This is a genomic window from Rhizobium sp. BR 315 (assembly GCF_050577975.1).
Classification (GTDB): Bacteria; Pseudomonadota; Alphaproteobacteria; order Rhizobiales; family Rhizobiaceae; genus Rhizobium; species Rhizobium miluonense.
Window position 1 is genome coordinate 1 of the sequence record NZ_JARWKZ010000131.1, and the last position, 1,372, is coordinate 1,372.

Annotated in this window: 1 protein-coding gene; it reads left to right on the top strand. The window is 61.3% G+C overall.

The annotated features are described in order from the left end of the window. Positions 1 to 118 precede the first annotated feature (118 nt). Positions 119 to 1,081, top strand: coding sequence for a dihydrodipicolinate synthase family protein (locus QD409_RS35330; protein WP_430765023.1), 963 nt, complete (start codon positions 119 to 121; stop codon positions 1,079 to 1,081). Positions 1,082 to 1,372 lie beyond the last annotated feature (291 nt).

Sequence of the window (1,372 nt, forward strand, 5' to 3'; positions counted from 1 at the left end):
ATATTTCTTGTCGACAAATTGAATACAAAGATGTATGGATGCTGAGACAGGGTGACGTGCGGCCGGGAATGCGGCTGGACATCGTTGCCGATGCACTTGCAGCCAAGAGGATAGACAGATGACATCCAGCATTTTCTCCGGCGTGATCCCGGCCCTGATGACCCCGTGCAAGGCCGATCGCAGCCCCGATTTCGATGCCCTGGTCAAGAAGGGCAAGGAACTGATCGCCGCGGGCATGTCGGCGGTGGTCTATTGCGGCTCGATGGGGGACTGGCCGCTTTTGACCGATGCCCAGCGCATGGAAGGCGTCGAGCGCCTGGTCAAGGCGGGCATCCCGGTCATCGTCGGCACCGGCGCCGTCAACACGGCCTCGGCCGTTGCCCATGCGGCSCACGCCCAGAAGGTCGGCGCCAAGGGCCTGATGGTCATCCCCCGCGTTCTGTCGCGCGGTTCGGTGATCGCGGCCCAGAAGGCGCATTTCAAGGCGATCCTGTCGGCGGCACCCGATCTGCCGGCCGTCATCTACAACAGCCCCTATTATGGCTTTGCCACGCGTGCCGACCTGTTCTTCGCGCTCAGAGCCGAGCATGCCAATCTCGTCGGCTTCAAGGAGTTCGGCGGTCCGGCCGACATGCGCTATGCGGCCGAGAACATCACYAGCCGCGATGACGAGGTCTCGCTGATGATCGGCGTCGATACGGCCGTGTTCCACGGCTTCGTCAATTGCGGTGCGACGGGCGCCATCACCGGCATCGGCAACGTGCTGCCGAAGGAAGTCATCCATCTGTGCAAGCTTGCCCAGGCCGCCGCGACCGGCGATGCCGATGCGCGCCAGCGGGCGCTGGAGCTCGAGCAGGCGCTGGCCGTTCTGTCGTCCTTCGACGAGGGTCCGGATCTGGTGCTCTATTTCAAGCACATGATGGTGCTGCAGGGGGACGCGGAATATACGCTGCATTTCAACGAGAGCGATGTCTTGTCCGAAAGCCAGCGCGGCTATGTCGAGGCGCAATTCAAGCTGTTCAACAGCTGGTACGGTGAGTGGAGCAAGCTTCCCGGCGCCGTCGAGACGTACAAGGCCTGAGACCGGCTGCGAACCGTAGGCCTCCAAGGCCTGTCGATGAAACGAGATGCAAATGCAAAAGGCCCCCTCGGGGGCCTCAGACCGCTGACAAACCCCGTCATTTTTTGGCGGGGTTTTATTTTGTGTTGAGTTTCGAGGTTGACTGGATGTTTTGAACGGGCCGTTCAGATTCCCTCTGCTTATGCGGGGCTCGGTTGGCTGGCCTTGGTGAGGGCCATTGCGATCTTCTTGATGTTCTGGGCGGCTGCGGCCATCAGGCACTGGCATTGGACCCGGATGAGACTTCGGAAC